Below are 23604 nucleotides of genomic sequence, written 5' to 3' on the forward strand. Positions count from 1 at the left end.
ACTGCCCGCACTCGAAGTGCGAGCGCTTGAGTTGGCGACGACGGCGCTCAACGAAATCGGTACATGCAACGGCGAGCCATTGGTAGGCAGCTAAAACGGCATGAATTGCAAATTGAGAGACCTTGCTTATATTGTCCCCGCTCATGGATTACGTTGGAAAGGTGCTATGGATTTCGAATAGTCCAAGACTTCCGCTGTATTTCCAGATCGTGGTACGAGCTCTCAATCTCCTCTCGGGTGCTCCGTATCTCATCAATCTGTACAACACGGCCACGACTCCAGTCTGCCGATTCGTGGCTGCTTTTCTTTGCAACTGGTTGCGCGTTTTTTCTAGTGATCGAATTTGTCTGCGAGCCTTGCAGGAACTGGATGATCGTCTATTGGGCGCCGGATCGGTTAAAGTCCAGATTTATGGATGCCCTGAATGGATGGAAAGCACCGCTGGCAAGCGATTCCGGTGAGACTGAGCCTTGCGCAGTTTGAAGAATTTGTCTTGCCCCACCTGATCCGTGGTCGGCGCGGGCCGCCGCCGCAGCTAAGTTTGCACAGGATATTCAACTACGTTCTGCAGGTGCTTTATATGGGATGCCAGTGGAAGGCACTGCCGATCGATAAGGATTGCCTGGGTCGTCCTGAAATTCACCACACCCGCATCTACCGCGCGATGCGCCGCTGGCAGGCGGCGGGTTGCATGGACGCCATCTTTGCGGGCTCGGTCGGCAAGCTTCATAAGGATCAGTTGCTCGATCTGACGGTCATTCACGGCGATGGCACGACGACGGCGGCGAAAAAAGGCGGCGACAATCTCGGTTACAGCGGTCATAAACATCTGAAAGGCGACAAGGTGGTGGCCTTCTGCGACCGTGACTGCAACGTCATCGCGCCGTTCGTCGCCGCTGCGGGCAACCGCAACGAATCGCCCCTGCTGCGTGACGCACTGCCCAGACTGAGCCAGATGGCGCGCGCCATCGGCATGAACCTGAAAGGCGCGCGCGTCAGTCTGGACGGCGTCTACGACTGCCGGGCCAATCGCAAGGCCATTTTCAACCGGGGCATGGTTCCCAACATTCCGGAAAATCCGCGCGGGCGCAAGAGAGCAAAGCGCGGTCGCAAGCAGAGCTTCGACCCGGCCATCTTCGAGGAGCGCTTCAGGACCATTGAACGTGTCTTTGCCTGGGAAGACAAGTTCCGCCGGCTGCTACTGCGCTTCGAACGTCTCGGTGCGGTCCACTACGCGTTCAAAACGCTTGCCTATACGATGATCAACCTGCGGCACTACTGCTAAGCGTCATCGCAGGTGCATGCTGTTGCCCGATGGCGCATCGCGCCATGGACGGTCACGTCATTTCCATCGGTATTCCTGATGATAATGCCGACCTCGACATCTCAATACCCATCAGTTTCCGCAACCATCCATCCAGTTTCGCGTGTTTGCGGATCTCGCTCGCTAACCCCCGGCTTGCACAGGACTGAAACGCGCAATCAGTTGACCGACTTATTCGTAGTCCACGGGTGCATGTTCCGCCTGCACTGGCAGCTCGCTGCCAGTCCCACCAGTATCGATGAAAGCGGGACGGACTATCTATACTGGGTCGGCTAGAGCCGTCCGCGTCGGGCGGCAGTCGGCCAATTTGAGACAATCGGACGAGATGCTGTTGGGACTTTCGAGCGTCTGCAAGCGGGCCGGTTGCGAGCGTACGCCTTTGGGCGCACACCGACCCAAAGGTCGAACGCCCACGTGCTGAAAGTCGTCGTCGACCGGTTATGGCATTACGAAGTCTGCAGATCGATATCCCGCGCGCCGCCGTCTACACCGTGCCGGCAACGTTCCGCCGCGCTTCACAGGTCGTCTGCTTCCATGGTCAGGATGATCTTTCCAACATTGGCAGATGATTCCATGCGCCGATGGGCATCGGCGGCGCGCGCAAGCGCGAATGTACTGTCCACAACCGGTTCAAGGCGGCCGCCGCCGTCAAACCGTTCGAGCCAGTGTTCGCGGAAACGACGCACCATGTCGTGTTTTTCCTCCTGAGGGCGCGACTTCATCACCGTCCCCTTGATCTGCAGATAACGGTAAAGGATCTGCTCCAGTTCGACCGCCACCTCCCCACCACCACCAAGAATGCCGACCTGGATCAACCGGCCGCCATTGGCGAGGGACGCTACATTGTGCGCGAAATACGGCGCACCCACGAAGTCGATCACGACATCGACACCCCGACCGTTCGTCGCCTTCTTGACGACTTCGGCGAAATCCTCGGTGCGATAGTCAATGACCACGTCTGCACCGAGTTGCACAACACGTTCGCGCTTTCTGCCTTCAGCCGTAGCAAAGATCCTTGCACCCGTCGCATACGCCAGTTGCACGGCGGCCGAACCGACACCGCCTGCCGCCGCATGAATCAGCACCGAGTCGTCGCGCCGCAGGCCGCCCAGGTGCAGCATCGCCTCGTGCGCCGTGACAAACACTTCGGGAATCGCTGCTGCGTGCACGTAATCGAGGGTGGCGGGAATCGGCATGGCCATACGCCAGTCGATTCGCGCAATCTCCGCGTAGGCGCCGCCGCCCACCACGCCCATCACCCGGTCGCCCACCTTGTAGCCCTGGACCTCGCTGCCGGTCTCGACCACTTCACCCGCTATTTCAAGGCCCATGATGGTGGAGTCGCCGAAGTTGGGACGGCCGTAGCCGCCCGTGCGGTGCGTGAGATCGGCGCGGTTCACGCCGGCGGCGTACACGCGCACTAGCAGGTCCTCCGGACGCACTTCGGGTGTGGATACCTCGGCGAGCTGGAGTACGTCGGCGTCGCCGAATTCCTTGAATGTGATGGCTTTCATGGTTGTGTTTCCTTAGCGTGTTGCTCAAGAAGCGTGGCCTGCGCCACAGCGGAGGCTGAGATCGCTGCCGGAAAACCGGCATAGAACGCGAGGTGCGTGATGGCGGCGGACAGTTCTTCGAGTGTCACACCGTTATTTACGGCGCGGCGCACATGTGCGGGCAACTCGTCGAGATGGCCGCCCGCGATCAGCGCCGCGACCGTCACGAGGCTGCGGTCGCGCAGCGAGAGAGCGGGGTCGCTCCAGATCTGCGGATAGAGCGTGGCATCGACGAACTCCGCGAGTTTGGGCGTGAAGGCGCGCGCCGCTTCGCGCGGGCTGCTGAAGTTTGCGTGGGACATGACCGCTCTCCTTTCAGGCCTGGCTGATGAACTTGTGCGTGAGGTAATACTCGATGCCCTCGACGCCGCCTTCCGAACCATGACCGCTTTCCTTCATGCCGCCGAATGGCAATTCGGTTGCGATGATGCGGTACTGATTGATGCCGATCATGCCGGCTTCGAGACCGTCGCCCACGTTAATCGCGGTGCGCGCGCTCTGCGTGAACGCATAGGCCGAGAGGCCGTACGGCAGGCGGTTCGCTTCGGCAAGGCCGTCTGCGAGTGTGTCGAAGCGCATCAGCACGGCGATCGGGCCGAACGGCTCTTCGTGCATCACGCGTGCGTTCATCGGTACGTCGGCGAGTACGGTCGGCTCGAAGAAGTAACCGTCGCCTTCAATGCGCTTGCCGCCCACGAGCACTTTCGCGCCGCCCGCCACCGCGTCCGCCACCAGTTCCTCCATCTTCGCGAGTTGGCGCGGATTGGCAAGCGGGCCAACCTGAGTGGCGGGATCCATGCCGTCGCCCACCTTGAGCGCCTTTGCCGCCTGCACGAAGTGCTCGACGAACACGTCGTAGACACCGCGCTGGATCAGGAAGCGCGTCGACGAGATGCAGATCTGGCCGGTGCCGCGAAAGCGGTTGGCTGCGCCTTCGACAGCGGCCCTCTCCACGTCGGCGTCGTCGAATACCAGTACCGGACCGTGGCCGCCGAGTTCGAGTGTGATCGGCTTGACGCCTTCGGCGGCGCGCGCCGAGAGCAGACGGCCGATCGGCACCGAACCCGTGAAAGTGACCTTGCGGATCACCGGCGAGGCGATCAATTGCTTCGAGACCTGGTCGGGCACGCCGAACACGACTTGCAGCACGCCTTTGGGCAGGCCTGCATCGTCAAGTGCGCGGGCCAGTGCGAGTGCCGTGGCCGGGCTTTCTTCGCCAGGCTTGATGATCACGCTGCAGCCTGCCGCAAGCGCCGCCGCAAGCTTGCGGGCCGGCGTGATGGCCGGGAAATTCCACGGCGTGAACGCAGCCACCGGACCGATGGCCTGCTTCTTCACGAGTTGCTGCACGCCGGGGCGGTTCGACGGCACCACACGGCCGTCGATGCGGCGTGCCTCTTCCGCGAACCACTCGAAATACTCGGCGGCGCGCAGCACTTCGTCGCGGCTTTCCGAAAGCGGCTTGCCTTCCTCCAGCGTCATCAGTTCGGCAATGTGCGGCGCGCGTTCGCGCATCAGATCCGCAGCGTGCCTGAGGATGCGGGCGCGTTCGGCGGGTACCGTGTTGCGCCAGACGTCGAACGCGCGGCGCGTAACAGCTAGCGCGTGATCGAGGTCGGCGGTGGTGGCGAGCGGCACGCGGCCCAGTTCGCCTTTCGTGGCCGGGTTGATGACCGGCGCGGTTTCGCGTTCGTTGGCAGCGATCCATTCGCCGTCGATGAAAAGGTACAGCGGATCGTAGACTGCGTTCATGACGTTACCTCATGTTGATATTAGTGATCAGGTATCCGTATTAATAGAGCGGCTTGTCCACTTAACGGACGTACTTCGGATCAGGTTATTCGTACGGGCGGCGTGATCGCCTCCCGTCGTTCGGGGCTGGATACGGATGCGTCAAATGCCTGACTGCGGAACGAAGTTTAGGCGCGAAGGCCGCCCGGTTTTAGCGGTGCTGGAAAGAATGATTCTTCCCGCTGGAGGGAAAATCGCGTCGTGCGTATCGAACGGCCGTACGCTTTATGCTCAGCGCGTAAAGCCCTCAGAACCGGCCGCGCGCCTTGCTACCCCAAATAAAAAACGCTCGATATCATGCGGAGTACGCATCCGACGCGGCTGCGGAAGCGTCTCGCGCCGTCATCGAAAGAATAATGAAAGCTCAATAGGGATCGCCGGAATGGACAAGGTCTACAACATGTCGGTATTCGTTAAGGTCGTGGAGATGGGCAGTTTCACCGCCGTCGCCAACCATCTCGACACCACGGTCGGTAACGTCTCGCGCGCGGTTTCCGTGCTTGAGGAGGGCCTCAACACGCGACTTCTGCAACGCTCCACGCGACGCCTCGTCGTCACCGATGCGGGCCGCCGGTTCTACGAGCGTAGCGTCTCGATCCTCGCCGAAATCGCACATGCCGAAGCCGAGGCGCGCGACGCTTTGCTTGAGCCGCGTGGGACGCTGCGCGTACACGCTGTACCGGGACTCGGGCGCGAGCTCGTGACGCGAGCGATACTTGCGTACCGCGAAGCGTATCCGAATGTTTCGGTCGACCTGCTGCTTTCGCAACGCATGCCCAACCTGCTCGAGGAGCAACTCGATCTCGCTGTCGTGATCGCCCGCGCACTGCCCGATTCCGCCTATGTGAGCCAGAAGATCGGTAGCAGCCATTGCATTCTGGCTGCTTCGCCGACGTACCTGGCGCAGCATCCTGCGCCCGCAGCGCCGGAAGATCTCGTCGATCATGCGCGGGTATTGTTGAGCACCGTGGATTACGCCGCGGGTGAATGGCACCTCGAGAGTTTCTCTGGCACTGTCATTTATCGGCCATCCGGACCGCACTTCAGCGTGAACGACATGGAGGCCATGGCCGTCGCGCTGCGCGACGGCGCCGGAATTGGTTTGCTTGCGGGGTTTTCCGCTATCAACGATCTACGTAAGGGAACCCTGGTTCGCGTGCTGCCGGAATATCACACCTACGCGCGGAATGTGTACGCGGTCTATCCGTCCCGGCAGTTCGTCGACGCCAAGGTAGTACGCTTTGTCGACACACTGAAAGCCTGCGTCGGAGATCAGCTCTCCGCGTACGCAAGGGAACTTGGGATAGAAAATGCCGCCGTGTAATTTGGCGCAGGCGCTTGCTGATCGAGCTATTGATGTCTGCGACGTGCGAATTGCCACTGCGACCGGTTTGTGCACGAACCGGGTCATTTCAGCCACGTAACGTCGAGCCACCGCTTCGGGTCCGGGTGCCGCCGATCGCGACCGGCGGTGTTCAGCCCCCTCGCCGAAGTTTGCTGTCGGACCGGGATCGGCCAGAAGCGGCCTTCGCGCTAGTCGCGATGAAGGGCCCTTCCTCAATCTAATTCGGTCGTTCATCCCGATCGACGCACGGCCATCGATCAGCCACTCCTGCCCTTTTGAGAACGTCTGGCCGGAAAGCCTCTATCGATACAAACGTCTCTGCGAGCTTACGCCGCCCCCAACACCAGATCGAGGCGGCCCGCTGGCTTGAACCCGGTCCCGCTTACCTCGGCGAGCCAGGCCAGATCTCTTGAAAGCGTTTCAGGCGCCATGGCTTTCGCCCAATAAATCGGCCCACCTTGGTTACGCGGAAACCCGTACCCATTCGCCAGCACCACATCTACGTCTGGCCCACGCGCGGCGACACCTTCTTCGAGCAGAAGCGCCGCTTCGTTGACCATTGTGAGCAATGCGCGTTTCCGAATGTCTTCAAAGCTAAGCCTACGCGGCACAATCCCCTTACGAGCACGCGCGTCATCGATTATCGCTTTCACAATGTCGTCGGGCTGGCCGTGCTTTGAACCGGCGCCGTATTGATAGTAACCCGCGCCCGTCTTGCGCCCGAGGCGGCCCGCTTCGCACAACCTGTCGGGAATGTCGACATAGCGTACATCGGTAGGGCGACTTGCCGCCCGGGCCCGGCGCATCCGCCACGCGATGTCAAGTCCCGACATGTCAGCAACGGCAAAGGGGCCCATCGCAAACCCAAAGGCTTGGAGCGTCGCGTCGATCTCATTAGGATAGGCACCTTCTTCAAGCATGAATTCGCACTGAGCGCGATACGCCGAATACACGCGATTACCGATGAAGCCAAACGCATTGCGCGTCAACACCGGTAGCTTGCCAAATCGCTGGGCGAGCACGAAAGCCGTCGCAAGCGATTGCTGCGAGGATTCAGTGCCGCGCACGACTTCCATCAGCCGCATCACGTGCGCGGGGCTGAAGAAATGCAACCCGACGACATCGCGTGGCCGTTTTGTGGCTCCAGCGATGCCATCGAGATCCAGATAGGAGGTATTTGAGGCAAGCAGTGCTCCGGGACGCGCGAGTTTGTCGATGCGCTGAAACACTTCTTGCTTAACTGCAAGATCTTCGAACACCGCTTCTATCACGGCATCGACATGCGTCAACGACTGCCAGTCGGTCGTGCAAACGAGCCTCCTCGCGCGTTCTGCTGCGTGATCTGCTTTCAGCTTGCGTTCGTAATGCTTGAGGATTCTTTCTCGTCCCGCGTCAAGGGCGCCTGCATCCTGCTCGACGAGTGTCACCTGAAGTCCTGCATCGAGTGCGCAGATTGCGATGCCACTGCCCATCGTACCGGCCCCGATCACCGCGATCGACTCTACGGCACTTGCAATCGAGAAATCGATGTGGGTGGGATTTGCAGCCTCGCTCTCGGCACGCGCAAGATAGGCGAGGGGGGATGTTTCGTCGAGTGTGATCAGAACATCGTCATTCATGGTGAGCCTCCGATGCGAGTACAGCAACGCCATCAGCCGCCAGTACGCCTTGGCCTGCAGGCAGCACGAAGATCGGATTGATTTCTGCTTCGACAAGACGCCCGCCAAGCTGCACCGCCATTCGCGCAAAGGCGACGATTGCGGTCACGAGGGCGTCAATATCAGCGCGCGGCCGTCCACGATACCCGTCGAGCAGGGGCCACGTTTTCAGTTCGTGGATCATCGCGAGCGCGTCTGCGCGCGACAGCGGCGCTTCGGTGGAGAGGAGACGCATTGTCGTATCCTTGAACAACTCCGCGGTGACGCCGCCCATGCCGAGCAGCAATACCGTGCCGAGTGGATCACGATGGAGGCCGAGAATCAGTTCTGTACCACCGGTCACCATTTCCTGCACGAGAAATGCATTCGCGGATACGCCAGTCGCGGTTTCGACGTCGTCGCGCATGCGGTCTAGGCGCGCCCCGATGCTGTCGGCAGTGACGCCCACCACAACGCCGCCGACATCGCTCTTGTGCGTGATCTCGTTCGACAGCAGCTTGAGCACGACCCTGTCACCCAGATCGCGAGCGGCGCTCTCCGCTGCATGTGCGCTCGTGACGACACGCTCGCGCACCGCTGTCACGCCGAAGCGGGAAAAAAGCGCTTTCGCCTGCGCTTCGTTGAGTGATCCGACCGGTAGATCGCTCAGGTCGACGTCTGATTCAAGGGACCTTTCGTCCGGACTCACAGCGCGTCGAATGTATTCGCCATGCTGCCACATCGCCGCAAGCACGCTCGTCACGCTTTCGGGCGTTGGGAACGCCGGCACTCCCTGCTCGTTAAGCAACCGCGTGATCTCCGGCGCGTGAGGGCTCACAAATACCATCACGGGTTTGTCATTCCCGGGCAGCGAATCGCGGATCGCGCCGGCCATCAGGTCAGGCATCGCGAGGCCAGACGATCCAACGATAACCACGACCGCGTCGTAAGTCGGACTATCGAGTAGAGTGCCGATCGCACCGCGCAGGAGAGCCGGCTGCAGACCTGCAAGCGTCACGTCGATCGGATTGCGGTCGAGCACTGCATGATCGCCGGTCTGGAGCGCGCGCAGCTTTGCAGCAGTCGCTTCATCGGGAGGCGGGGTCTCAAAGTTCGCCATGCCGAGGCTATCGGTGACGAGCGTGCCCGCACCGCCGGTCGAGGTTAAAATCGCCACCCGTCGCCCGGAGAGATTACGCCGCGTAGCGAGCGCATGAGGAATGTCGAGCAAATCGGAAAACGTCTGGGCGCGAATGACGCCGACCTGGCTGAAAAGCGCGTCATACATGCGGTCCGAGCCGGCCAGCGCGCCCGTATGCGAGACCGCCGAACGCGCGCCTGATTCCGAGCGTCCGATCTTGAACACGACGACCGGCTTGTCCGCGGCGGCCGCCCTTAGCGCGGCGCGGCGAAAGCGGTCCGGATGACGTAGCCCCTCCATGTAGAGCGCGATAACAGAAGTCGAATCATCGTCGACCAGATAATCGACGAAGTCCGCCATGTCGAGATCTGCTTCATTGCTCGTCGACACCAGCTTTGACAAGCCAATGCCGCGTGCTGCCGCCCGCGACAACAGCGAGCCGAGAATCCCGCCGCTTTGTGACACCACGCCGATCCCGCCGACTGTAAAAGTGTCTGTCTCCAGCGCCCCGCTTGCTGACAGCGTGATGCGATCGGTGAGGTTGACGAGCCCGATTGTATTCGGGCCGAGCAGGCGCATGGACCCTGCTGCCTCGATCAATTGCGCCTGCCGCTTCGCGCCTTCCTCGCCAATTTCTGCGTAGCCGCTCGCCAGCACGATTGCAGCGCTCGTGCCGCGGCTTGCCAGATCTCGCACCGCAACGTGGGCGCGCTCGGCGCCGAGCAGCACGATGCCGACATCCGGTGCGTGCGGCAACGACGCTACATCGGGATAGCAGGGTAGGCCATCGATCGAGTCGTAACGCGGATTGACCGGGTAGATGTCGCCGGCGAAGCCGTGCTTCCTGAGGTAAGCCACCGGTCGGCCTGACGTCTTGGCTGTGTCCGCCGATGCGCCGATTACGGCGACGCTCGCCGGACGCATCAATTTTGAAATTGCATTCACGTCGATCTCCTTCGTGCTCACTTGGTTTTGTTCAGAAATGCGAGCACCGAGTCGCGATGTTCACTGCTTGTGTAGCAGACGGCCTGGGCCTGGCTGCCTTGTGAAAACACCTGATGCGCGGACAGTTCGTAGCTCTGGTTGAGGATGCTCTTGCCAAGCGCGAGCGCGGTGGCCGAACCCTGGCTCAATTCGGCGGCCCAGGCGTGGGCGTCGGCGATGAGCGAATCCGGCTCGCTCAGGCGATCCGCGATGCCGATTTCCAGCGCTTCCTTGGCATCCACTTTGCGCCCGCTGAAGATCAGTTCCTTCGCCCGCGCGAGGCCGACCCGACGCGGCAAAAAGTACATGCCGCCACCGTCGGGAATCAGCCCGCGTTTGATGTAGCTCCACGTGAAGCTCGCTTCTTGAGATGCGATGATGAAGTCACAAGAGAGCGCCATATCGGCGCCGAGCCCCGCCGCCGCCCCGTTGACTGCGGCGATGGTTGGTTTGGGCATCGAGTAGAGCAGATTGACCGTGTGATGCACGAGTTGCTGGCGGGACCAGCCATTGAACGCAACCTCGCCGGCGGGCGCTTCCATGCGCTGCGCCATACCGCTGACGTCGCCGCCGGCGCAGAACCCCTTGCCGTTGCCGGTCAGCACCACGGCGCGCACCCGCCGGTCGCGCGAAACGGCGTCTAGCGCCTCGGTCAGTTCGGCACGCATTTCGTTGGTGATGGCGTTACGTTTTTCAGGACGATTCAGCGCGATCATGGCGACCTGCGAATCGATAGTGACTTGAATGGTGGATGTGCTCATGCGTGTCTCGATGGTTGAATTGGAGTCGACTGACAAGGTCAATCTGCCAATGCAGCTTAGCCCCACCCGCCACCCAAGACACCCCGTTAATTCCACTGTGTGGAACGGAGCGCGTTTCATCCGAGGGTTCGACAAATTCCACTGGATGGAATTGACGGATTGTCATCGAGCGTTCGGTGCCGATAATGGATTCCAACGCAGGCCACCTGCGGCCCAATACAAGCCCGGAGACATGATGCACGCAGCCCGTTCCAATCCCATCGACGTCAGCGCCGTCGCGCAACCGCAGACAGAGGCCGTCTACCGGAAAGTCACCTGGCGGCTGCTGCCGTTCCTCTTCGTTTGTTATGTCTTCGCTTATCTGGATCGCGCGAATATCGGCTTCGCGCACCTGCAGTTCTCGCGTGACATCGGTCTTTCCGACGCCGCATTCGGTCTGGGCGTGGGACTCTTCTACGTGGGTTACATGCTCTTCGAGGTGCCGAGCAACCTGTGGCTTGCGCGAGTCGGCGTGAGAAAAACGCTCATGCGGATCATGGCGCTATGGGGCATCGTTTCGGCGGGCACCGCGTTCGTGCAGACGCCAACGCAGTTTTACATCGCGCGCGTGTTGCTGGGCGCAGCGGAAGCAGGATTCTTCCCGGGCGTGATTCTCTACTTCACCTACTGGTTTCCGGCAGCGCGCCGCGCACGCGTCACGTCCATCTTCATGACGGCGATCTGCGTATCCGGCATCATCAGTGGGCCTGTGTCGGGATGGATACTCAATAGCATGTCGGGCTTACTCGGCTATAACGGCTGGCAATGGCTGTTCCTGCTAGAAGGGTTTCCGTCAGTCATCGCCGGTGTCTTTGCGTATGTCTATCTGACGGACCGGCCGGAGCAGGCAACATGGCTCACGGACGACGAGAAGGCCCTCCTGCTGGCGGAGCTTAGCCGCGATGCGCAAACGAAGGCCGCACGCGCTCATGGTTCGATCTGGGTCGCGTTGAAGGAGCCGAAGTTTTATTTCCTGACCTTCGCATACTTCAGCGTACCTTGGGCGAGCATCGTCGTGCATATCTGGGCGCCGAGCGTGATCCAGAAAAGCGGTGTGTCGAACTACTGGCACATTGGGCTACTTTCTGCGATTCCGTATGTGGTCGGCGCGGTCGCGATGTATCTGCTCGGCCGAAACTCGGATCGTATGCTGGAGAGGCGGTGGCATTTCATGGCAAGCGCATTGATGGCCGCGCTGGGCGTCGCGCTTTTACCGGCGGCGGCGAATCACGCAGGCATTCTGGTAGCACTGCTTTGCGTCGCGACGGCTGGTTATCTGGGCATGCTGTCGCTGTTCTGGACGATCCCACCCGCGTACCTGTCGAGCACCGCCGCAGCAAGCGGCATCGGCCTCATTAGCAGCCTCGGCCAGTTTGGCGGGATTTCGGCTCCTTCGGTGATCGGCTACGCATCGACGCACTTCGGCAGCAGCGCGATGGGTCTCTATGCGGTTGCGGTCGTCTCCATACTCGGCGGTCTCGCAGTGGTGCTGGGTATTCCAGCGCGCGCGATCAGTGAACGTCGGGAATGAAAGAGACGCTTGCGGGCCTCAATTTTCGAGGCGCACGCATTCGGCTTTGATCTCGTCGCGCAGACGCAGCAGAGCCGGTGCCAGCTCGCTCACAACGCTGTCTTTTGACGCTGCCGTGCGGACGCTAAAGTTGAGGATCAACAACCGGTGTCCTGGAATGGCGAGCGGAGTCGCGAGTGCAATGACTTCAGGCTGCCAGCTTGCGACGCAATAGCCGTTTCGGTGCACATCATCCACGGCCTCGGCGATTTCTCGCGCCAGACGCTCCCAGCCGCTCCGTCCGCGACGCTTGAACGCGCCCATCAGGCGGGCAAATTCGGCCTCCGGCTGCGTGGCGAGATACGCACGGCCGAGCGAAGTCAGTTCCATCGGCACACGTTGTCCCGAGACGATCGTACGCAATGAGGCTCGCTGGTTATAACGAATGGACTCGAGGTAGACCATCTCTTCCCGGTCGGCGCCCGCGATTCCGACATTGATGCGCTTTGCCTGGGCAGTGTCGCGGATTAGCTGTCCTGCAGCATTCAGTACCGTGGATCCGCTGCGCAACGCCTGCGCCAGACTGAGCACGGGCAGGCCCAGTCTATACGTCCTGCGTGCCGCATCGTGCTCGAGATAACCCGCCTCGACGAGCGTTCGTGTAAGGCGGCTCACCGTAGCCTTCGGCAGGCCTGTGCGTTCCGCGAGTTCTCCATTGCCGAGAAGCGTTGCACCGGGACCGAACGCGCGCAGCAGTTCGAGCCCGCGTTCGAGCGATCGATTCGACGGGGTAGCGTTCGATTCCGGTTGTTGATTCTTGTGCTTCGCCATAGACAGCGGGTCTGTAGGGCTTAACGTGGAAAGGTCAATTATGGATGTATGTCACTACATGCGGTGAGATTCGATACCTGAACAAAACGTAGCTTTACTAGAAAAGGATAATCCGATGGTCATCAACATTGCAAAGCTCCGACGCGCGACCGTGTCTGTCGCACTCTGCACCGCGTCACTATTGTCAAATGTGGTTCATGCCGCTGACGTTCATGTTCTGGCAACTGGAGCGCTCTCAGCAGCGTTTAGGGAGCTCGGACCAGCGTATGAACGACAGACCGGGAATCACCTCGTCATATCGTGGGGGCCTTCATACGGTACGTCCGCTGACGCGTTACCCATGCGCATTAAGAATGGCGAAGCAATGGACGTCTGCTTCATGATCCGCCCTGCGCTAGACGCACGGATCAGACAGGGTAAGTTTCTCCCGGGCACTCGCACAGATCTCGTTGCGTCCCGAATTGGCGTGGCGGTTCAGGCCGGCATGCCGAAGCCGGATGTCAGTACTGTGGAAGCACTACGTGGTGCACTGCTCGCAGCGAAATCAGTAGCCTTCTCTGAAGGAGCGAGCGGCACCTATATTACTAAGACGTTGTTCCCCAAGCTTGGCATCGCGGATCAAATGAAAGCCAGGAGTGTTCAGATCAAAGGGAAGGAGCTGGTCGGAACGGCCATTAAGCGGGGCGACGCCGAAGTTGGATTGCAACAGATCAGTGAACTTCGTGCCATTCAGGGGATCCAGTACGTCGGGCCGCTTCCGCAAGAAGTGCAGAAGGCGAGCGTCATTTCCGCCGCCGTGTCAACAAACGCGCAGGAGCGGGAAGGCGCCGCGGCGCTCATTTCTTATCTGAGAACGCCGACAGCGTCGGCAGTATTCGAAAGGACTGGGCTTGGCCCAATCGAGCCCCACAAATAAATCGCATTGGTTTTGAGTCCTGGTACCCCGGAAGATAAGCTGCCGCGACAGCCGCTTCTCTCGTTGATTAACCTTGTCCGAGCGCAAACGGGGGCATGACCTTCGAGCAAGATAGCTAGCCGTTTAGTGCGATCCAGTCACTTCCAGCGACGGCTCGCTCGCGCAAAGCGGTCGTTCGTGGATTTCGCCGGGCTGTCTCGTTTGGGTCGACAACGGCCGGTCATGATGAAAGAGACGAGACACAGTTATATAGCTTGGTGACTTGGCGCGGTCAGCCGCTACAATTTGCAGCGTGAGCCAAGGGAGACCTTGGCCACAACGCGCTTTGCCAGTCGGGCGAGCCGTGCTGTTGTGCCACTGGATTCTTGCTCGCCTGGCCGGACTGCTTCCATGCTCCTAACGCTTACCCTGTTTCTCCTGTCCGCAGGCGCGATCTACGTGGCTTGCGAATACTTCGAAATTCGCTGCTGCGATGGCACCGGTGCACGGAACTGTTCCCCAGCATTTCGCGATCCTCGCTGATTTGCCCCGTCCGGCGCCGGGCAGGCGGCGCTGCGGTTTATATAATCCAGTGTCGGAAGAAACATGAGTGGATCATTATGCGAAAACTCACACCCGCCGGCCAGCAATTGATCAAAGAAGTAGCCCAGCGATATGGGTTCAGCACGGATGCCGTGATGAGCATGCTGGAGTCTGTGATTCGCGGTAACGGCAGCATGGCCCAGTTCAATCACCCCGAATTTGGTGGCAACGGCCAGTGGATGCAGGGGGGAATGACCATGGTCTCCGACATGTTCAACAACTACCTCAAAGGCCGCGTCGATGGGCTCTGTACCGAGCTTTCCCGCCTGATGGCAAACCAGCCCGACCTTATTCGCAGCGGCAGCTTCCAGTCGCAGAGCCAGGGTACCCAGCAGCAGGGAAACTACGGCGGCGGCCAGCAACAACAGAAGAGCGCTGGTTACGGTGGCAGCAACCAGCAGCAGACTGCAGCCGGACCGGTCGGACCGGTGAGTCTGTTCGTTCCACCCGCGCCCGGCACCTCTGGCGACTGGTGGCCCGCTGATCTGGGGCGGCCCAACAGCACCGGCGCGCAGAACGATGTCCGCTATGCCTACTTCGCCCAGCCCCGGCGCCTGGCGATCGAAGTGAACGGCAAGGTGACGGTTTACGATACGCTCGATCACCAGATCAGCGGCTTCTCACAGCAGCAGTCCCGCGACGCGTCCCTCACATTCGCGAGCCAGCACGGCTTGGTTGCTGTCGCCAGCCTGCCGGTTGTCTCGGTCGGTGGGATTCCGCAGCCGGCGTCGCCGCCGGTGCAGGAGGAGCCCGACAGCACTCAGTCGGTCGCCCGCGAGGCAGACGTGTTCGCCACCATAGAGAAGCTCGCCAAGCTGCACGCGAAGGGGATTCTCAGCGATGAGGAGTTCGCCGCCAAGAAAGCGGAGCTGCTGAGCCGTTTGTGAGCGTCCCGTCATCGCGCAGCGCAATCGGGGCACGATTTCTACTTTGCCGAAACGCCTACACCTCTCCCCGTCCCCTCTCCACGTGGTCTAGGCCCTACCCTGAAGCAGCCATTCGCCAACGCAGGGCCAGAGTCGAGCGGACGTTTTCGAGTTCGCGCTCGCCGGCAGTTTCCTCGGCCGTTATCGCGGTCATCCAGATGGCACGAAGCTGCCGTTGACCCGGTTTCGAGTTTAATGGCGGCTGAGGGTCGAACTGGGACGTTCAAAGTTGCATACAAGTTGCCTCGTTTATTGTATTACGCCCTTCGGTGAGCTAGAAGCCCTAGACGAGTGGCATTGTTCCTCCATATGCATCGATGCAGACCCACGCCCTGAGCAAACGGAGGGCGCACAGAATGCCCGCAGTGCGAAAAAAGCCTACGCTTTGATGGAAAGTCTCGCGGCACCCGGCCGACGGAGCCGGGGCTGTCGAATCCCTATGCTCGTACGATGATGGAGAAAAGCCATGAATAAAACCCTCCGGACAATGGCCGGCGCCGCGACACTGTTTGTCGCGATGTGGCTCACCGAACAACAGACGCTCGCGCAGTCAGCAGGCGACATCGTGGGTTCATGGACCTTGGTATCGTTGACGGTTTCGAGGAGTGGCACCCAAACAGAATTACTCGGTCCGCATCCAGAGGGCCAGTTGATATTTGGGAGCGACGGCCGCTACGTTCTGGTTGGGGTTCGTACCGACCTGCCGAAGTTCGCATCCGGTGACCGCCTCTCGGGATCCGCTGAGGAAAACAGAGTAATTGCGCAGGGCAATGTGGCGCATTTCGGCACATATACGGTGGACCAGGCGGCACATGCCATTGTATTCCGCATTCAGCGAGGTACATTTCCGAACTGGGATGGAGAGGTTCAACAAAGGCCGTTCACCCTTGTTGGCAATCGGCTAACGTACGTTACTCCAGGAAGCTTCGGGTATGGGGCGCAAATGGTAGTGTGGCAACGCGCGAAATAGGCGGGAAAGCTTGCGTATGAGGGGGATTTCGAAAGCCCACGCCCGCGCTACGCTCGGGTCGGCAAGTCATGAGCGAAGGCCTCGCCCGGAACGTTGCTGATTGCGGCCGGAGGCGTAGCGGACGGCAGAGGATTGGCAGCAGCCCTGATGCTTGGTGCAGATGCGGTGGTAGTGGGGACACGTCTGTGGGCGTCGGCCGAAGCGCTCACCCCAAAGGCGCACACTGACAAGGCTATCGCTGTGACCGGCGATTCGACGATTCAGACGAAAGTGCTCGATGCGCTGCGAGGGTTTCCGTGGCCGAAAGAATACTCACTTCGCTTCCTAAAGAACAACCTGACCGACGAATGGGCGGACCGGGAAGCCGACGCGTTCCGCGCCTTTGGTACGCTGTCTGAGAAATACGCCCAGGCACGCGCTCGGAACGACCTGGATACGGTTGCAGTCATCTGCGGAGAGGCTGTGGGTCTGTTAAAAGACCGCCCGGGTGCGGAATCAATCGTGCAATCGATGGCGGCACAGGCGGCCGATCTCCTCAGTAAGGGCAGCAAGCTCAAGTTCACCTCAACGTCGTGATAGTAGGTGAGTTGATCTGCCACCGGGCTGACCGAGCACCACCTCCGCGCCGTTCAGATCCTCGGCCATACCAAACGTGCAAGCACAGTGCGGTACCGTGGCATCGAGGTCGACGATGCCCTTGAGATGGCAGAGCAGACCGAAGTTTGAACCGAGGTACCTCCGGACGGTGGTCTGCATCGGGCGCTGTCCCGGCCACCAAGGGACGTTCGCTTGGCCGTTTGCCAGGACGCTCGAGCGGCGGCTTCCGCACTTGATGCTGTTGAAAAAGTCGGCCACCGTCTAATCGCGAGGTTTTCATGGGTCGCTTTACCCTTACTCAAGGGCTGCGAGCGGCTTGTAGGCCGATCTGAGAGGTCGATTTTTTTGCTGTTGCTCGACAACCCGTATGTCGCGACTTTTTCAACAGCATCGCACTTGAAACCGGCCATTCAAAGACGCCATTCTGGCGTCGGACTGATTTTCAACCGCGCAAGTTTTGATTCAGCAGCGCAAACAACGCTTCCCACCCGCGCTCGGCGGCGGCATGGTCGTATACCGGGAAGTCCGGCACCATCCAACCGTGAGCGGCGGTGTAAATTTCCGCGCGGTAATTTACACCGGCTTCGACGAACGCCTTCTCCAGGCGCTTGGCCATCGCCGGCGGATAGCTGTCATCGTTCTCTGCGCTCGCGAGGTAGACCGCTGCTTTTAGGTTGGACACGAGCAAGTGTGGACTGGTTGGCGCGTCGGTCGCCAGATTGCCACCATGGAAGCTAGCGACCGTCACAAAACGATCAGAATAGGTGGCCGCCGCGGTAATCGCCATACCGCCACCCATGCAAAAACCTATTGCGCCGACCTTGGCGCCCGTAACATCGCTGCGGGCATCGAGATAGGCCAGGAAGGCTTCGGTGTCATTCGCAGCCTTATCATTCCCTGTCGTAGCCATCAATGGGCCTAGAATTGCGCGCACGTCGCCCTTAAACACTTCCTCTGGCACGAGGGTTTCGTAGGGGCCGTAGCGGTAGAACAGGTCGGGGAGTAACACGACGTAGCCGGCGTTTGCAACGCGCTGTGCCATCTCAAGCACCGCAGGCCTGATCCCGCCAGCGTCCATAAAGAAAATCACCGGTGACCACGGCCCCTCGCCAGCAGGCGTCATAATATTCGCGGGGCATTCGCCGTCGCGAGTTCGAATAGTCACTCGTTCGTGGGGCATGAAATGCTCCTATTGCCGATGGGTGTGGCGAGAGTAGTCTATCGTCAACATCCGTTTCCGGTCAGCAGTGTGTATTTAACCTCCTGAGTCATTAAACCGATCCCTCGTTTCGCCAAACGTCTAATGGTCAGGGAATGGCCGTTGTACCTTGGAAGCTGTCGTCAAGACGGTGCTATGTCGAACGGCGTTTGTGGGTCGATCGTACCCTTCGTTTAGCACCCCCCAGCGGGGGGAAACGCGGTCAGCGTCGCAGGGATGCACAATATAGTCGACTTGGCGAGCGCGCAAAACCACGCGCTAGTCATGACCAGGCGAAGGAGCGTGCGATGGGCACCACTGAAAACTCAACTAACCTGCTCGCGAAACTCGGAATTGCTGTACCGATCATCCAGGCGCCGATGGCCGGTTGGGCCACCCCGGCGCTGGCTGCGGCCGTGTCCGATGCAGGTGCGCTGGGCTCCGTCGGTCTTGGCGGCATGACTGCGGAGAACGCTCGCGCCCTCATCCGCGAAACACGTTTGCTCACTGACCGTCCATTCAACGTGAATGTCTTTTGCCATGTTCGACCACCCGCAGACTTGGCGCGTGACGCGCGTTGGCTCACGTATCTGAAGCCGCATTTCGAGCGCTTCCAGGCACAGCCGCCAACGGCCCTCGGCGCGGGTTACTCAAGCTTCGTCGACGACGACGCGATGTTGACGTTGCTGTTAGAAGAACGCCCAGCTGTCGTCAGCTTTCATTTCGGGCTGCCACCCTCGCAAAAAATCGCCGCACTGCGCGACGCCGGCATTGTGTTGATGGCGACGGCCACTAATTCGGACGAAGCGGGCCAAATTGCAGCAGCGGGAATCGATGCCATTGTTGCGCAAGGGATCGAGGCGGGCGGCCACCGTGGCATGTTCGATCCGGCGTTGGCGGACGAACAGCTCGGGACGATAGCGCTCGTCCGGTTGCTGCTGCGCGAAACATCACTGCCGGTGATTTCTGCGGGTGGGATCATGGACGGCGCGGGCATTGCAGCTGCGCTCGCGCTGGGCGCGCAAGCGGCCCAGCTTGGAACTGCTTTCCTCACCACGGCCGAGTCTGTTGCGAGTGAGGCTGACCGCGCCGCGCTACTTGACCCTCGAAGCAGGACCGCATTGATAAAGGTAATTTCCGGCAGGCCGGCTCGTGCGATCGAAAATCATTTCACGAGACTCGGGCGCGATCCCGCCTGCCCGCCGGTACCCGACTTTCCGTTGGCGTTCGCTGCGGGGAAAGCGCTCAATGCTGCGGCACAGGCGCACGGTAGCTCGGAATATGCAGCGCAATGGGCGGGGCAGGCTGTACGCCTGTCGCGAGCAATGCCGGCTGCCGAGTTGGTAGCCACGCTCGTACGCGAAATGGTCTGGTCAATCACGTCGTTATCAGCCAACTCGTTATTACTTGCGGATTTCGCGGCGTCGAAGTCGACTACGTAAATCGGGTGTGCGGCTCAAAGCTCTCATCGCAAGCGGCTGCGTCGAGCGGCAGCCCGGTCATCGAGCCGGCGGTCTGGTCGCGGCCACAATCCGCCGTTCACATCCGTCGTCGGCCGGACGTTCAGGCGTCGGCTCTACCCCGTAACCGGCCATCGCCCGCAACCGGGAGGGGACGACGAACAACATCGACGTCGTGCGCTCGCGTGGGGCACGCTTGTAACCCCGTATTGCTCTGAGTCTTCGACGCGACAGCTTCGAGGGTTGTCAGGCCGCCGCGTCCGGCGCCCGCAACGGCCTTCCGTCAAAACAACCGCCCCCCACCGAGCAAGTTGGATCCATTCTGGATCAGTGCGGTCATGTCGTCCACAACGCCTTCGAATCCTTACTCAGCTTAGATGCGATTGCGTTACGAATGCACGGCGTGCTCTACAACCGCCGCTTGCGCGGCAGCGGCAGCCGCTTCCGCCGCGGTGACGGCAGGCGACACGATTGCCGGCTGACCCGTCTGCCGGCGCGAACGTCCGGAACTCAGATAATCCGCGATCGAATCCTGCGTGACTTCGCCGACATAGCGGCCGTCGCCATCCAGCACCGGCATCCATGACGAATTGAACTGATACATCTTCGACAACACGATGCGCAGATGTTCGTCGGCGCTGACCGTCGCCTTGAACGCGGTCCGATGATCGCCGCACACGCCCTGGCCCGCGCGCGCCGCGCGCCGCGTCACATAGCCGAGCGCCTGCCGCTTGTCGTCGACGATGGTCAGATAGCGATTGTCGCTGTCGTCCATCATCTGGAAGGCGCGTGCAACCGGCAGGTCGGCATGGGCGGTTTCCGGCTGCGTGGCGGCGTCGCCGGCCTTCACCAGCAACAGGCGCTTGAGCGTGCTGTCCTGCCCGACGAACGCGCCGACAAACTCATCGCGCGGATGCGCAAGCAGCGTATCCGGATGATCGTATTGCACCAGTTGACCACGGCGGAACACGGCGACACGGTCGCCGAGCTTGATCGCCTCGTCGATATCGTGGCTCACCATGATCACCGTCTTGTTCAGTTGACGCTGCATCTGGAAGAACTCGTTCTGAATCGACTCGCGATTGATCGGGTCGACCGCGCCGAACGGCTCATCCATCAGCAGCACCGGCGGATCGGCGGCGAGTGCGCGAATCACGCCGATGCGCTGCTGCTGCCCGCCCGACAGTTCACGCGGATAGCGCTTCAGATACAGCTTCGGATCGAGCGCGACCATCGACATCAGCTCCGTGGCCCGTTCGCGGCAGCGCTTCTTGTTCCAGCCGAGCAGACGCGGCACGACCGTGATGTTCTCCTCGATCGTCATGTTCGGAAACAGACCGATCTGCTGGATCACATAGCCGATGTGCCGGCGCAATTCGACTTCGTTCAGGCCCGAGGTGTCCTCGCCATTGATCAGCACGCGGCCCGAAGTCGGCGCGATCAGACGGTTGATCATCTTCAGCGTGGTGGTCTTGCCGCAACCCGACGGGCCGAGAAACACGCAGATTTCACCTGCGCCGACCGTCAGGCTCACCGAGTCGACCGCTTTTACCTGCTGGCCGTCCTTCTGCGTAAATGTCTTTGTCAGTTGGTCGAGTTCGATCATGTCTTTTGCACTCCCTTCGGTGTCAGCAGGCGTTGCAGCGCTTGCAGCAGCAGGTCGGCGACGATCGCGAGCAAGCTCACGAGCACCGCGCCCACCAATAGCTTCATCATGTTGCTCTGGCCGATTGCGCGGATGATCAGCGTGCCGAGGCCGCCCGCGCCGATCACCGCGGCGATCGTCATCACGCCGATGTTCGTCACCACGGCCGTCCGCACGCCGCCGAGAATCACCGGCACCCCGAGCGGCAAATCGACGAGCCGCAGCCGTTGCCAAACGGTCATGCCGATGCCGATGCCGGCTTCCTTGATGCCGGCGTCGACGTTGCGCAGCGCGAGGTAGGTGTTGCGCATGATCGGCAGCAGCGAATAGAGGAACACGGCGGTGATCGCCGGCACCGCGCCGATCCCCTGGCCGAAGCGCGAGAAGACCGGAATCATCAGGCCGAACAGCGCGATCGACGGCAAGGTCAGCACCACGGTTGCGATGCTCAGCAACGGCGCGGCGAGCCACTCGTGCCGATTGATCAGGATCCCCAGGGGAACGCCGACGATGATCGCGCAGCCCACCGCGATCCCCACCAGCCATACATGTTGCGCAGTCAGTTGCAGCAGCTCAGGCCAATTGGCCGACAGATAGTCGAATACAGTCATGGAAAAGGTCTCCGCTCAGGGCAGCTTGTGCGTGCGCAGGAAATCCGCCGCGACTTCACGCACCGGCTTGCCCTCGATGTCGACCTGCTTGTTCATCTCCAGCATGGTGTCGTTGTTCAGCGCGTCGGATAGTGCGTTCAACTGCGTCGCGAGTTGCGGGTTCTGGTCGAGCGTCGCCTTGCGCACCACCGGCGTGGCGTTGTACGCGGGAAAGTAGTGACGGTCGTCTTCGAGCGGCATGATGTTGAAGCCCTTCACGCGGCCGTCCGTCGTGTAGATCAGACCGATCGGCACCTGGTTGTTATGCAACGCGGTGTAGACGAGGCCCGGGTCCATCTGACGCGTTTCCGCGCGGCTGAACTCCATGCCGTAGGCGGCTTCGAGCGGCTTCAAACCATCCGGGCGATTGGCGAACTCCGCATCCATCGCGAACACGTGCTTCCTGTTCGGCTCCGCCGCGAGCTTCGCGGCGAGCTGCGAAATCGTGCGGATACCGGTTTGCTGCGCCACTCGTTGCGGCAAGCCGAGCGCGTACGTGTTGTTCAGCGGCGATGCATCGAGCCAGACGAGGCCGCGCTTCGCGTCGAGCGTTTTCACGCGTTCGTACATCGTCTTCGGATCGAGCTTCTCGGTGATCTTGTTGTAGACGATCGCGGCGGTGCCGGTGTATTCCCACACCACGTCGACCTGGCCGTTCTCCTGCGCACTGCGCAGCAGCGTGCTGCCGAGCCCGGTGCGCGCGTCGATCGTGTAGCCCTTCGAGCTTAGGTATTGCGACGTGATCTCGGTCAGCACGTACTGCTCGGTGAAATTTTTTCCACCGAGCACGAGCGTCGCCGCGCTCGCGTGAAGGCTCGCGAAGAACAGTGCGCCGGCTGCAACCCAGCCGCTGCGTTTGAACAGACTCATCATGCCGTCACCCCGCGTCGTGCGAGCAGGTAGCGGCTGCCGGCCGAAACGATGCCGTCCAGCACCAGCGCGAGAATCGCGGTCGCCGCGGCGCCGAGCAAAAGCTGCTGCTGATTGTTCAGATAGATGCCGGGGAAAATCAGCGTGCCGAGACTGTCCGCGCCGATCAGATACGCAAGCGGCGCGCTGCCCACGTTGATCGCGAGCGCTGTGCGCACGCCGCCGATGATGATCGGCATCGCGTTGGGCAACTCGACGCGCAGCAGCGACTGCCTGCCCGTCATGCCGATGCCGCGCGCCGCTTCACGCAGTGCGGGCGAGACGTTTTTCATGCCTTCGTAAGCGTTGCGCGTGATCGGCAGCAACGACGCGAGGAACAGCGCGACGAGCGCCGGAATGTCGCCGATGCCGAAGATGCCGAGCGCAATCGCGAGTACTGCCAACGACGGGATCGTGTTGCCGATGTTGAAGATCTGCATGAAGCGTTCGGCGTGACGCGCAAACGACGGGCGGCTCAGCAGGATGCCGGCGGGTATGCCGACCAGCAGCGCGAGCGCCATCGAGTAGCCGACGAGCAGCAGGTGACGTTTCGTGTAGTAGACCAGATCGGGCGCGTACTGATGCAATGCGCCGGGGTCGATCGCGCGCCACAGCAACGCGACGACAATGCCGATGGCTACAAGACTGCCGATCAGTCTGGCAGGACGATGAATCATGAAGATGCGCCTCCTTGTTCGGGCGACGCGCGGAAATAGCCACGCCGCACAGGCATCGTGACGACGCTGCGAATGGGAAGTTCGGGACGCGGCAGATGCCGCGAGTTGAACCGAGTGGTGCCGGGAGTGTGTTGTTGCCCGGCGCGAGGGTCCCGGCG

At 61.0% G+C, this 23604-nt stretch carries 20 protein-coding genes and 1 pseudogene; 9 read left to right on the forward strand and 12 right to left on the reverse strand.

Going from position 1 to position 23604, the window contains the following annotated elements; genetic code table 11:
• Nucleotides 1-424 precede the first annotated feature (424 nt).
• The gene (locus tag OKW27_RS00755; protein WP_429332213.1) at nucleotides 425-1285 is read left to right on the forward strand and encodes an IS5 family transposase; all 861 of its coding nucleotides are present in this window, start codon (nucleotides 425-427) and stop codon (nucleotides 1283-1285) included.
• A 554-nt stretch (nucleotides 1286-1839) separates the two neighbouring features.
• Here OKW27_RS00755 and OKW27_RS00760 read toward each other — a convergent pair.
• From OKW27_RS00760 to OKW27_RS00770, 3 genes are read right to left on the reverse strand one after another with little or no spacing between them, the layout of a single operon-like run.
• Entirely contained in the window at nucleotides 1840-2838 is a 999-nt protein-coding gene (locus tag OKW27_RS00760; RefSeq protein WP_429332214.1) for an NAD(P)H-quinone oxidoreductase, read from the reverse strand.
• Nucleotides 2835-3179, reverse strand: a complete 345-nt coding sequence (locus OKW27_RS00765) for a carboxymuconolactone decarboxylase family protein (RefSeq protein WP_429332215.1) — start codon at nucleotides 3177-3179, stop codon at nucleotides 2835-2837. Before OKW27_RS00765 ends, OKW27_RS00760 begins: the two co-directional genes overlap by 4 nt.
• Nucleotides 3180-3192: 13 nt before the next feature.
• Complete coding sequence (locus OKW27_RS00770) at nucleotides 3193-4629, reverse strand: NAD-dependent succinate-semialdehyde dehydrogenase (protein ID WP_429332216.1); 1437 nt, start codon at nucleotides 4627-4629, stop codon at nucleotides 3193-3195.
• Nucleotides 4630-5050: 421 nt separating this feature from the next.
• On the opposite strand from OKW27_RS00770, the gene OKW27_RS00775 reads away from it, so the two are divergent.
• Nucleotides 5051-5992 carry a LysR family transcriptional regulator gene (locus OKW27_RS00775; RefSeq protein ID WP_429332217.1) on the forward strand — a complete coding sequence of 314 codons (942 nt, stop codon included), beginning with the start codon at nucleotides 5051-5053 and terminating at the stop codon, nucleotides 5990-5992.
• A gap of 347 nt (nucleotides 5993-6339) precedes the next feature.
• Here the strand turns inward: OKW27_RS00775 and OKW27_RS00780 are convergent, their stop codons facing one another.
• The 3 genes from OKW27_RS00780 to OKW27_RS00790 are packed head-to-tail and all read right to left on the reverse strand — an operon-like array spanning nucleotide 6340 to nucleotide 10536.
• On the reverse strand, nucleotides 6340-7632 hold the full coding sequence (locus OKW27_RS00780) for a 3-hydroxyacyl-CoA dehydrogenase NAD-binding domain-containing protein (protein WP_429332218.1): 1293 nt from the start codon (nucleotides 7630-7632) through the stop codon (nucleotides 6340-6342).
• Nucleotides 7625-9715: an acetate--CoA ligase family protein gene (locus OKW27_RS00785; protein WP_429332819.1), complete on the reverse strand. Its 2091-nt coding sequence runs from the start codon at nucleotides 9713-9715 to the stop codon at nucleotides 7625-7627. The genes OKW27_RS00780 and OKW27_RS00785 overlap by 8 nt, the downstream gene beginning before the upstream one ends.
• A gap of 38 nt (nucleotides 9716-9753) precedes the next feature.
• Nucleotides 9754-10536, reverse strand: a complete 783-nt coding sequence (locus OKW27_RS00790; protein WP_429332219.1) for an enoyl-CoA hydratase/isomerase family protein — start codon at nucleotides 10534-10536, stop codon at nucleotides 9754-9756.
• Nucleotides 10537-10771: 235 nt separating this feature from the next.
• Here OKW27_RS00790 and OKW27_RS00795 point away from each other — a divergent pair, with 235 nt between their 5' ends.
• On the forward strand, nucleotides 10772-12106 hold the full coding sequence (locus OKW27_RS00795; protein ID WP_429332820.1) for an MFS transporter: 1335 nt from the start codon (nucleotides 10772-10774) through the stop codon (nucleotides 12104-12106).
• An 18-nt stretch (nucleotides 12107-12124) separates the two neighbouring features.
• Here OKW27_RS00795 and OKW27_RS00800 read toward each other — a convergent pair whose 3' ends face one another.
• Entirely contained in the window at nucleotides 12125-12916 is a 792-nt protein-coding gene (locus OKW27_RS00800) for an IclR family transcriptional regulator (protein WP_429332220.1), read from the reverse strand.
• A gap of 115 nt (nucleotides 12917-13031) precedes the next feature.
• Here OKW27_RS00800 and OKW27_RS00805 point away from each other — a divergent pair, with 115 nt between their 5' ends.
• The 5 genes and pseudogenes from OKW27_RS00805 to OKW27_RS00825 all read left to right on the forward strand — a co-directional run.
• A complete protein-coding gene (locus tag OKW27_RS00805; protein WP_429332221.1) occupies nucleotides 13032-13832 on the forward strand; it encodes a substrate-binding domain-containing protein in 801 nt (266 codons plus the stop codon).
• A gap of 599 nt (nucleotides 13833-14431) precedes the next feature.
• Nucleotides 14432-15301 (forward strand): SHOCT domain-containing protein, encoded by an 870-nt coding sequence (locus OKW27_RS00810; RefSeq protein WP_429332222.1) that lies wholly within the window; start codon nucleotides 14432-14434, stop codon nucleotides 15299-15301.
• A 505-nt stretch (nucleotides 15302-15806) separates the two neighbouring features.
• Entirely contained in the window at nucleotides 15807-16310 is a 504-nt protein-coding gene (locus OKW27_RS00815) for a lipocalin-like domain-containing protein (protein ID WP_429332223.1), read from the forward strand.
• A gap of 93 nt (nucleotides 16311-16403) precedes the next feature.
• Nucleotides 16404-16886: an NAD(P)H-dependent flavin oxidoreductase gene (locus tag OKW27_RS00820; RefSeq protein ID WP_429332224.1), complete on the forward strand. Its 483-nt coding sequence runs from the start codon at nucleotides 16404-16406 to the stop codon at nucleotides 16884-16886.
• A 39-nt stretch (nucleotides 16887-16925) separates the two neighbouring features.
• Nucleotides 16926-17036: pseudogene (locus OKW27_RS00825) on the forward strand (integrase); the annotation flags it as partial.
• Between the two features lie 313 nt (nucleotides 17037-17349).
• Here the strand turns inward: OKW27_RS00825 and OKW27_RS00830 are convergent.
• On the reverse strand, nucleotides 17350-18087 hold the full coding sequence (locus OKW27_RS00830) for a dienelactone hydrolase family protein (protein WP_429332225.1): 738 nt from the start codon (nucleotides 18085-18087) through the stop codon (nucleotides 17350-17352).
• 326 nt (nucleotides 18088-18413) lie between these two features.
• On the opposite strand from OKW27_RS00830, the gene OKW27_RS00835 reads away from it, so the two are divergent.
• Complete coding sequence (locus tag OKW27_RS00835; protein WP_429332226.1) at nucleotides 18414-19547, forward strand: NAD(P)H-dependent flavin oxidoreductase; 1134 nt, start codon at nucleotides 18414-18416, stop codon at nucleotides 19545-19547.
• A gap of 406 nt (nucleotides 19548-19953) precedes the next feature.
• On the opposite strand, the gene OKW27_RS00840 is transcribed toward OKW27_RS00835, so the two are convergent.
• The 4 genes from OKW27_RS00840 to OKW27_RS00855 are packed head-to-tail and all read right to left on the reverse strand — an operon-like array spanning nucleotide 19954 to nucleotide 23446.
• A complete protein-coding gene (locus tag OKW27_RS00840) occupies nucleotides 19954-21171 on the reverse strand; it encodes a betaine/proline/choline family ABC transporter ATP-binding protein (protein WP_429332227.1) in 1218 nt (405 codons plus the stop codon).
• Entirely contained in the window at nucleotides 21168-21821 is a 654-nt protein-coding gene (locus OKW27_RS00845; protein WP_429332228.1) for an ABC transporter permease, read from the reverse strand. The genes OKW27_RS00840 and OKW27_RS00845 overlap by 4 nt, the downstream gene beginning before the upstream one ends.
• Before the next feature lie 15 nt (nucleotides 21822-21836).
• Nucleotides 21837-22733: a glycine betaine ABC transporter substrate-binding protein gene (locus OKW27_RS00850; RefSeq protein WP_429332229.1), complete on the reverse strand. Its 897-nt coding sequence runs from the start codon at nucleotides 22731-22733 to the stop codon at nucleotides 21837-21839.
• The gene (locus OKW27_RS00855; RefSeq protein WP_429332230.1) at nucleotides 22730-23446 is read right to left on the reverse strand and encodes an ABC transporter permease; all 717 of its coding nucleotides are present in this window, start codon (nucleotides 23444-23446) and stop codon (nucleotides 22730-22732) included. The genes OKW27_RS00850 and OKW27_RS00855 overlap by 4 nt, the downstream gene beginning before the upstream one ends.
• Nucleotides 23447-23604: the final 158 nt, after the last annotated feature.

It is taken from the genome of Paraburkholderia sp. 35.1 (genome assembly GCF_050436525.1).
Classification (GTDB): domain Bacteria; phylum Pseudomonadota; class Gammaproteobacteria; order Burkholderiales; family Burkholderiaceae; genus Paraburkholderia; species Paraburkholderia tuberum.

Coding starts and splice junctions, on each gene's coding strand:
- OKW27_RS00770 (WP_429332216.1), bottom strand. CDS start 4,629: ATGAACGCAGTCTACGATCCGCTGTACCTTTTCATCGACGGCGAATGG.
- OKW27_RS00845 (WP_429332228.1), bottom strand. CDS start 21,821: ATGACTGTATTCGACTATCTGTCGGCCAATTGGCCTGAGCTGCTGCAA.
- OKW27_RS00795 (WP_429332820.1), top strand. CDS start 10,772: ATGCACGCAGCCCGTTCCAATCCCATCGACGTCAGCGCCGTCGCGCAA.
- OKW27_RS00755 (WP_429332213.1), top strand. CDS start 425: ATGGATGGAAAGCACCGCTGGCAAGCGATTCCGGTGAGACTGAGCCTT.
- OKW27_RS00785 (WP_429332819.1), bottom strand. CDS start 9,715: ATGCGTCCGGCGAGCGTCGCCGTAATCGGCGCATCGGCGGACACAGCC.
- OKW27_RS00855 (WP_429332230.1), bottom strand. CDS start 23,446: ATGATTCATCGTCCTGCCAGACTGATCGGCAGTCTTGTAGCCATCGGC.
- OKW27_RS00790 (WP_429332219.1), bottom strand. CDS start 10,536: ATGAGCACATCCACCATTCAAGTCACTATCGATTCGCAGGTCGCCATG.
- OKW27_RS00760 (WP_429332214.1), bottom strand. CDS start 2,838: ATGAAAGCCATCACATTCAAGGAATTCGGCGACGCCGACGTACTCCAG.
- OKW27_RS00765 (WP_429332215.1), bottom strand. CDS start 3,179: ATGTCCCACGCAAACTTCAGCAGCCCGCGCGAAGCGGCGCGCGCCTTC.
- OKW27_RS00810 (WP_429332222.1), top strand. CDS start 14,432: ATGCGAAAACTCACACCCGCCGGCCAGCAATTGATCAAAGAAGTAGCC.
- OKW27_RS00775 (WP_429332217.1), top strand. CDS start 5,051: ATGGACAAGGTCTACAACATGTCGGTATTCGTTAAGGTCGTGGAGATG.
- OKW27_RS00780 (WP_429332218.1), bottom strand. CDS start 7,632: ATGAATGACGATGTTCTGATCACACTCGACGAAACATCCCCCCTCGCC.
- OKW27_RS00840 (WP_429332227.1), bottom strand. CDS start 21,171: ATGATCGAACTCGACCAACTGACAAAGACATTTACGCAGAAGGACGGC.
- OKW27_RS00805 (WP_429332221.1), top strand. CDS start 13,032: ATGGTCATCAACATTGCAAAGCTCCGACGCGCGACCGTGTCTGTCGCA.
- OKW27_RS00815 (WP_429332223.1), top strand. CDS start 15,807: ATGAATAAAACCCTCCGGACAATGGCCGGCGCCGCGACACTGTTTGTC.
- OKW27_RS00835 (WP_429332226.1), top strand. CDS start 18,414: ATGGGCACCACTGAAAACTCAACTAACCTGCTCGCGAAACTCGGAATT.
- OKW27_RS00800 (WP_429332220.1), bottom strand. CDS start 12,916: ATGGCGAAGCACAAGAATCAACAACCGGAATCGAACGCTACCCCGTCG.
- OKW27_RS00830 (WP_429332225.1), bottom strand. CDS start 18,087: ATGCCCCACGAACGAGTGACTATTCGAACTCGCGACGGCGAATGCCCC.
- OKW27_RS00850 (WP_429332229.1), bottom strand. CDS start 22,733: ATGATGAGTCTGTTCAAACGCAGCGGCTGGGTTGCAGCCGGCGCACTG.